The following is a 7,222-nucleotide window of genomic DNA, read 5'->3' on the forward strand; positions in this document are numbered from 1 at the left end:
GGTCCCTTTCCTTTACCAGCCCCTCCAGGCGCTCGGCGATCGTCCGGGTTCGATCCGTATACTACGAAAACCGCCCGCGCGGGCTTCAGATAGCGGAGGGGAAGCAGGTTCGGGATGGGTTGCTCGCCGATCAGGGAGATCATCACGGCCATGGCAACTTCCTGCATTCACAGGATCCGGGGTCCAGGGGAAGCCCTAGCGGGCCGGCGATCGGGGGCCTCAACGGGTCACCAGAGGCAGGAACACGCACCCCGTGGTCTCTCGAAAACGGCCCGCGAACCCGGCGGCCAGATCCAGAACCCCATATCCATTGTATTTCATCGGCCCATAGCGCATGAAAGCGAACAGCCGGAGGCCCCGGGCGCGCATCTCCTGCAGCCAGGAGGGATCCAGCATCCGCAGCAGGTCCTCCCGCATGACGTCGAGCCGTTCGGCATACGGCCACCCCGGGTTATAATGGGCCAGCCCGATGGGCTTCCCGTAAGGGGCGAAGAGCTCCCCGTTCATCCGGATCTGATCGGGGTTCCCCAGCCCGCCGTTCTCCGCGGCCCGGCGGCCGATCATGCTCTGGAAGAAGATCCAGTCCGACTCCCGGATCAGGGGCTCGAACAGGCGGACGAAGCTCCGTCCGGCCTTCTCCTCCGGGGTGTTCTCATCGAAGGTCGCCAGCCAGCCCCCGAACCCGATCCCCACCTGAGCCCGGGGGGCCCGCGCCCGGATGGCCGCCATCGCCTCCCGCAGGCGCGGGATCAGCTGGTCGTAGTATTCCCGGGTGACCGCGTTGTAACGATCCGAATAGTGGAGAGGATCGGCGCACGTGCGGTCGTAGCGGCATGCCGGATACGTGGAGAACTCGGTGGCCAGGACGAAGTAGACGGTCCGGGGGTAATCGGCGAGCATCGCCGACAGCTCCGCCACATCCTGGACGAAGGCTTCGGAGATATGGTAATCCCCGAAGGTGGGCGGCCCGTAAGCGGGGTTCTGCCCGTCGTAGTTTTCCCAGGTGATGATCATCAGCTCGTAGCCCCGCGCCCCCCACTCCGCGAAGCGCCCCCGCGCCGCCCAGTCCCGGAAATAGGAGAGATCCCCGTGAACCCGCCCCGTGGCCGGATCGCGGTAGCCGTTCAGCCAGGCGACCGCGACGTCCGGCCGCAGGGCTTCCCGGACCGGCGGGGCCTCGGGGTCGTAGCCATCGAGCAGGCGCTCCGGATCCTCGCCCAGGCCGATGCGGTAGGGGCTGGGGCAGGTGGAAAGGACCTCCGCCGATGCAGCCGGCCGTTTCGCTGAGGAGGGGATCCTCGGACCTAACCCTCCGACCCCCTTCCCGACAAGGGAAGGGGGAACGAATTCTCCCCTCCCCGAAGCGGGGAGGGGTTGGGGGAGGGGTCCCCTCTGGACGAGATCGCCGTCGGCCTCGGCGTAGAAGGAGCCCCAGTGGGGGTTGACGCCGTGGATGCAGGAGGGGGGAAGCTCGTGGCGGACAGGATCATCGGCCTCCACCTCACCGATGGAGAGGTAAGCGATGGCGCGGACCCCGGCGGCGGCCAGGGCTTCGAGGTCGGAGGGGGAGAGGACCGGCTGGACGCTCGCCAGATCGACCTGGAGGAGGCGGGGGAGGGGTGGATGAGGCGAGTAATCCACCAGAAAACGGCGGATCGGCCGGGGGGTGGATGTGGAGGGGAGAGCGGAGGGGAAGGCCGCACAGCCCAGGGCGACGAGGGCGAGCCCGAAAACCCAGCGTCCAGAGCTCACACTCTCCATCTTACTTATCATAAGGCACCTCCTTATCATAGGGCACCTCATAGGGCACTGGAATCGCGCAGCGGGAAGCGGGCTCCGGGGATCCATCCGGCGGCCTTGCGGAGGCAGGCGCCCTCTTCGCGGACGCCTCCCCCGCTACTGAAGATCCGATCTACCGGACTCTCCCGGCGGATGGATCTCGATGGGGCGATCGAACGACGAGAGGGTCAGCTGCCACACCGTGGGATCCTGGGGATCGCTCTCCCGCTCCATGAGGCGGACGCGCAGGATCCGGAAGCGCCCGGCATCTACCCAGAGGTCCGCCTGCAGCCGCCCCGTGATCATCCCGGCGGACCATTCGGCCAGCGGCCCGCTATCCAGTTCCCCATAAAGATGATAAACCCGGGTGCCCTCCAGGGTCTCCATCCGGACCTCCGGAAGGGACGCCCGGGCCATCTGCGCCGGGAGGCCCCGCTCCGCATCGAAGAACACCCGGGGATCGATCACCACGCCTCGCTCCGGGGTCAGCTCCTCCCAGCGTCCCACGCCCGACAGGGCGATCCAGGCGCGATCGCTGATGCGGAGGACGCGGATCTCGGTGATCGCCCCCAGGCTGAAGACCCGCACGACGCCCTGCAGGCGATCCGGCTGGACCACATCCCCTTCCACCCGGCGAAGCATCCTCGTCCGGGCGAAGTCCAGATACTCCGGCGCCCCGGTCCGCTCCAGGACGAAATGGACGCTCCGGGCCCGGGCCAGGATCTCCGAAGGGGGAAGCGTCGGGGCCGGCTCCGGGCGGAGGCCGTGGATCGGCTCATCTCTGGATTTCCATCCTCGAGACCCCCGCATTATAGGTGCGAGGGCATCCGTTCCCTGTAATACTCCTGGAGGCTTTTCACCGTGAAGGCGCGTTCCCGCATGGCCCGGATGGCCTGGACAGCGGCTGCGGCTGCCGAGAGGGTGGTGAGCAGCGGCACACCATACCGCACCGCCGCCTGGCGGATCCGCATGCCGTCCGTGTAGGCTCGCGGGCCCAGGGGCGTGTTCAGGATCAGCTGCACTCGTCCCTCCCGGATGGCATCCACCACGTGGGGAGAGCCCTCGCTGACCTTGTTCACCACCTCCACCGGGAGCCCCACCCGCCGCAGCGCCTCCGCCGTCCCCCGCGTGGCCATCAGCCGGAAGCCCAGTCGATAGAAGTCCCGGGCGATCTTCAGCACGCTTCCCTTGTCGAAATCGTTCACCGAAAGCAGCACCGTCCCGCTCAGCGGCAGCGCGTCCCCGGCCGCCATCTCCGCCTTGGCGAAGGCATGGCCGAAGGTCTCCGCCCAGCCCATCACTTCTCCGGTGGATTTCATCTCCGGCCCCAGGATGGCGTCGGACCCCGGCAGCTTCCGGAAGGGCAGCACCGCCTCTTTCACGAAGAACGCCCGGACCTCAGGGGAGCGGGTAAAGCCGATCTCCTCGAGGGTCTGCCCCAGCATCACCCGGGTGGCGATCCGCGCCAGGGGGACGCCGGTGGCCTTGCTGATGAAGGGGACGGTGCGAGAGGCCCGCGGGTTGGCTTCCAGGACGTAGACGATGTCGTCTTTGATGGCGAACTGGATGTTGATCAGCCCCCGCACCCCCAGGGCCAGGGCGATCCGCTCGGTGTATTCCTCGATGATCTGAAGGTGGTAGCGGGAGATTTTATAAGGGGGAAGCACGCAGGCGGAATCCCCCGAATGCACCCCCGCCTCCTCGATATGCTGAAGGATGCCCCCGATGACCACCCGCTTCCCATCGGCCACGGCATCCACTTCCGCCTCATACGCGTCTTCGAGGAACCGATCGATCAGCACCGGGCGCTCCGGCGAGACCCAGACCGCTTCCTCCATATAGGCCTTCAGGGTTTCCTCATCGTAGCAGATGGCCATCGCGCGCCCGCCCAGCACATAGCTGGGCCGGACCAGCACGGGGTAGCCGATGCGCGCGGCGACCTCCAGGGCTTCCCGGATCGAGGTCGCTGTCCCGTGCTCTGGCTGCGGGATATCCAGATCCCGGAGCAGGGCGCTGAAGCGGCCCCGATCCTCTGCCAGATCGATGGCGTCGGGGGAGGTGCCCAGGATGGGCACTCCCGCCCGATGCAGGGGGAGGGTGAGGTTGAGCGCCGTCTGCCCGCCGAATTGCACAATGACGCCAAGGGGCCGCTCCCGTTCGACGATGTTCAGCACATCCTCCAGAGTCAGCGGCTCGAAATACAGGCGGTCCGAGGTATCATAGTCCGTGCTCACTGTCTCCGGGTTGGAGTTCACCATGATCGATTCGATCCCCATCTCCCGCAGGGCGAAGGCCGCCTGACAGCAGCTGTAATCGAACTCGATCCCCTGCCCGATGCGGTTCGGCCCGCTGCCGATGATCACCACCCTGGGGCGATCCGTGGGAGGCGCCTCATCCCCTTCCTCATAATGGCTGTAAAGGTAAGGCGTATAGGCCTCGAACTCCGCGGCGCAGGTGTCCACCTGGGCATAGTGCGGGCGGATGCCCGCCGCCTCACGGCGCTGCCGGACCTCTCCCTCGGTGCAGCCCCAGAGGGCGGCCAGCTGGGCGTCGGAGAACCCCTCGCGCTTGGCCTGGCGGAGCAACGCGGCCGGCACCGTTGTCAGCGTGTAGCGGCGCAGCTCCCGCTCCCGCTCCACCAGCTCCGCCATCTGGACGACGAACCAGGGATCATAACCGGTCAGGGCGCTGATCTCCTCCACGGCCATGCCCTCCATGAGGGCATCGTGGACGGCCCGCAGGCGCTCCGGGTTCGGGCAAGCCAGGGCGGCCCGCAGGTCCCCCGGCCGCCGCTCCGGGGGGAACCCCTCGAATCCCTTCGCCCCGATCTCCAACCCCCGCATCGCCTTCTGGAGCGCCTCCTTGAAGGTCCGCCCGATGGCCATCACCTCCCCCACAGATTTCATCTGGGGTCCCAGGGTAGGATCCGCGCCGGGGAATTTCTCGAAGGCCCAGCGGGGGATCTTCACCACCACATAGTCGATGGCCGGCTCGAAGGCGGCCACGGTGCGCCGCGTGATCTCATTGCGGATCTCATCCAGGGTGTAGCCCACGGCCAGGAGGGCAGCGATCTTGGCGATGGGGAAGCCCGTGGCCTTGGAGGCCAGGGCGGAGGAGCGGGAGACCCGCGGGTTCATCTCGATGACCCGCATCCGGCCGTCCCGGGGGTTCACCGCGAACTGGACGTTGGAGCCGCCCGTCTCCACCCCCACCGCGCTCATCACTGCCCGCGCCCAATCCCGCATCCGCTGATATTCCTTGTCGGTGAGGGTCTGGGCGGGCGCCAGGGTGATGGAATCCCCGGTGTGCACGCCCATCGGGTCCAGGTTCTCGATGGCGCACACCACCACGAAGTTGTCGTGGCGGTCGCGCATGACCTCCAGCTCGAACTCTTTCCATCCCAGGAGCGATTCCTCGATCAGGGCGGAGCCCACGGGGCTGAGGCGCAGGGCGAGATCCACCCGGTCGATCAGCTCCTCCCGGGAACGGGCGATGCCGGCCCCGGTGCCGCCCAGGGTGAAGGAGGGGCGGATCAGCACGGGATAGCCTGCGCGTTCCGCGAACTCCACCGCCTCCTCTATCGAACGGGCCAGGATGCTGTGGGGAACCTCCAGCCCGGCCCGCTCCATCGCCTCCTTAAACGCCAGGCGATCCTCCGCGATCCGGATCGCCCGGGGCGAAGCGCCGATCAGCTCCACGCCGTAGCGGGCGAGCACGCCGCTTTCGTAAAGGGCCGTCGCCAGGTTCAACGCGGTCTGCCCGCCCAGGGTGGGGAGCAACGCGTCCGGCCGCTCCCGGGCGATGATCTGCTCCAGGATCTCCAGCGTCAGGGGCTCGATGTAGGTGGCGTCCGCGAACTCCGGGTCGGTCATGATCGTGGCCGGGTTCGAGTTCACCAGGATCACCCGATAGCCCTCCCGCCGCAGGGCCTTGAGGGCCTGGGTTCCCGAGTAATCGAACTCGGCCGCCTGGCCGATCACAATGGGTCCCGAACCGATCACCAGGATGGAGCGGATATCCGTCCGTCGCGGCATTCCCAATCGATCTCCTAATCGAAATGGCGCAGCTGTTTTCTTTAACGGGGATTTCCGGGGCTTAGCAGGGCGCCTTCAACTCCGAACCTCGTTCAGCACCTCTTGCGCAGATTGATCCGGAGGCCAGGCCTGGCGGATCTCCTCCGCCAGATGCTCATAGGCCAGCCATTCACCGGCCCTCATGCGCTTGCCCGCCTCCATGATCGCTTCCTCCATTTGCCCTGGATCAATGGGCAACCGGAGAGGGAAACCCATGGCCTAACCCTTCCCGGATTCCCCCAGCCCCTTCACCCACTGATCGAACAGCGGATCCGCATCGTGGGGGCCGGGGTTCGCCTCCGGATGGTATTGCACCGAGAACACCGGCCGATCCCGCAACGCCAGGCCCTCCACCGTCCCGTCGTTCAGGTTCACGTGGGTGATGATCGCCCGCCGGGGATCGATCGTATCCGGATCCACCGCGTAATTGTGGTTCTGGGCGGTGATCCGCACCCGCCCGGTGGCCTCCTCTCGAACCGGATGGTTGCTCCCGTGATGGCCGAAGGGGAGTTTATACGTCCGGGCGCCGATGGCCTGGGCGATCAACTGATGGCCCAGACAGATCCCGAAGATGGGGATCCCGGTCTCCAGCAACTGGCGCACCGTCTCGACAATCCCGGGCAGCCCGGCCGGATCGCCCGGGCCGTTGGAGAGGACGATGCCATCGGGCTGCAGGCGGAGCACCTCCCCGGCGGGCGTATCCGCGGGCACCACCGTGACCCGACACCCCCGGTCCACCAGTCGGCGGAGGATGGAACGTTTGACCCCGAAGTCATACACGACGACATGGCGCCGTGGGTGGGGATCCGGATGGAACCCGTGGGGCTGCCAGCGGCCGGAGCCTTCGCTCCATGGATACGGCGCGGAACAGGTCACCTCCCGCACCATATCCCGACCCTCCAGGCCCTCCCAGGAGCGGGCCATCTCCACCAGGGCCTCGGGATCCGCGTCTTCTTCCGTCGAGAGGGCGCCTTTCATCACCCCCTTCACGCGGATCCGCCGAGTGAGGGCTCGGGTGTCGACCTCGCTCAACCCCGGGATGCCATGGCGGGCCAGATAATCCTCCAGGCTCTCGGTCGCCCGCCAGTTCGACACCATGGGGCTCAGGGCGCGGACGATGAAGGCGGCGACCTGGGGGCGATCGCTTTCCACATCCTCCTCGTTCACCCCCACGTTCCCGATCTGGGTACACGTCATCACCACCATCTGGCCGCGGTAGGAGGGATCCGTGAGGATCTCCTGGTATCCCGTCATCGCCGTGTTGAACACCACCTCGCCGACCACCGTCGCGCGGGCCCCAAAGGCCCGGCCGACGAAGACCGTCCCATCCTCCAGCGCCAGGATCCCCCGCATTCCGCCCGCCTCCGACA

Annotated in this window: 5 protein-coding genes; all 5 read right to left on the minus strand. The window is 67.2% G+C overall.

All coding sequences use genetic code 11. The annotated features are described in order from the left end of the window. Nucleotides 1-219: 219 nt before the first annotated feature. Nucleotides 220-1,773, minus strand: a complete 1,554-nt coding sequence (locus VAE54_RS07230; RefSeq protein ID WP_322801276.1) for a hypothetical protein — start codon at nt 1,771-1,773, stop codon at nt 220-222. Between the two features lie 123 nt (nt 1,774-1,896). Then, nucleotides 1,897-2,589, minus strand: coding sequence for an LppX_LprAFG lipoprotein (locus tag VAE54_RS07235; RefSeq protein ID WP_322801277.1), 693 nt, complete (start codon nt 2,587-2,589; stop codon nt 1,897-1,899). Continuing rightward, the gene (gene carB, locus VAE54_RS07240) at nt 2,589-5,813 is read right to left on the minus strand and encodes a carbamoyl-phosphate synthase large subunit (RefSeq protein WP_322801278.1); all 3,225 of its coding nucleotides are present in this window, start codon (nt 5,811-5,813) and stop codon (nt 2,589-2,591) included. Before carB ends, VAE54_RS07235 begins: the two co-directional genes overlap by 1 nt. Nucleotides 5,814-5,888: 75 nt before the next feature. Further along, complete coding sequence (locus tag VAE54_RS07245) at nt 5,889-6,068, minus strand: hypothetical protein (protein ID WP_322801279.1); 180 nt, start codon at nt 6,066-6,068, stop codon at nt 5,889-5,891. A gap of 3 nt (nt 6,069-6,071) precedes the next feature. Continuing rightward, the coding region (gene carA / locus VAE54_RS07250; protein ID WP_416223783.1) for a glutamine-hydrolyzing carbamoyl-phosphate synthase small subunit at nt 6,072-7,222 on the minus strand (1,151 nt) is incomplete at its 5' end.

The sequence above is a fragment of the Thermoflexus sp. genome (assembly GCF_034432235.1).
In the GTDB taxonomy this organism is placed as follows: Bacteria; Chloroflexota; Anaerolineae; order Thermoflexales; family Thermoflexaceae; genus Thermoflexus.

Bases quoted from the DNA above. Each gene is read 5' to 3' on its own strand.
- VAE54_RS07245 (WP_322801279.1), bottom strand. From the start codon at position 6,068: ATGGGTTTCCCTCTCCGGTTGCCCATTGATCCAGGGCAAATGGAGGAA.
- VAE54_RS07235 (WP_322801277.1), bottom strand. From the start codon at position 2,589: ATGCGGGGGTCTCGAGGATGGAAATCCAGAGATGAGCCGATCCACGGC.
- VAE54_RS07230 (WP_322801276.1), bottom strand. From the start codon at position 1,773: ATGATAAGTAAGATGGAGAGTGTGAGCTCTGGACGCTGGGTTTTCGGG.
- carB (WP_322801278.1), bottom strand. From the start codon at position 5,813: ATGCCGCGACGGACGGATATCCGCTCCATCCTGGTGATCGGTTCGGGA.